1 protein-coding gene is annotated in these 285 nt (G+C 71.6%); it reads left to right on the top strand.

Annotation, left to right across the window (positions count from 1 at the left end; translation table 11 throughout):
* Nucleotides 1–285 (top strand): HlyD family efflux transporter periplasmic adaptor subunit (locus ACSIPU_RS31185; protein WP_435322575.1); only part of this gene is annotated, 285 nt, incomplete at both ends.

The following is a 285-nucleotide window of genomic DNA, read 5'->3' as shown; positions in this document are numbered from 1 at the left end:
GGTGGTGGAAACCCTCGCTGAGCCGGGGCAGGTGGTCAGCGCCGGGCAGGTGGTGATCCGCCTGGCGCGGGCGGGGCAGCGCGAAGCGCGGGTGCAACTGCCGGAGACGCTGCGCCCGGCGGTCGGCAGCGAGGCGCTGGCGAAACGCTATGGCAGCGAATCTCAGCCGGTCACGGCGACCCTGCGCCTGCTTTCGGACGCGGCTGACGCCACCACCCGCACCTTTGAAGCGCGCTATGTACTGAACGGCGCGCTGGCGAATGCCCCGCTGGGGTCTACCGTGAC

It is taken from the genome of Klebsiella sp. HN106 (assembly GCF_051209435.1).
Taxonomy (GTDB): Bacteria; Pseudomonadota; Gammaproteobacteria; order Enterobacterales; family Enterobacteriaceae; genus Klebsiella; species Klebsiella oxytoca.
This window is presented reverse-complemented; position numbering and strand designations above follow the sequence as displayed.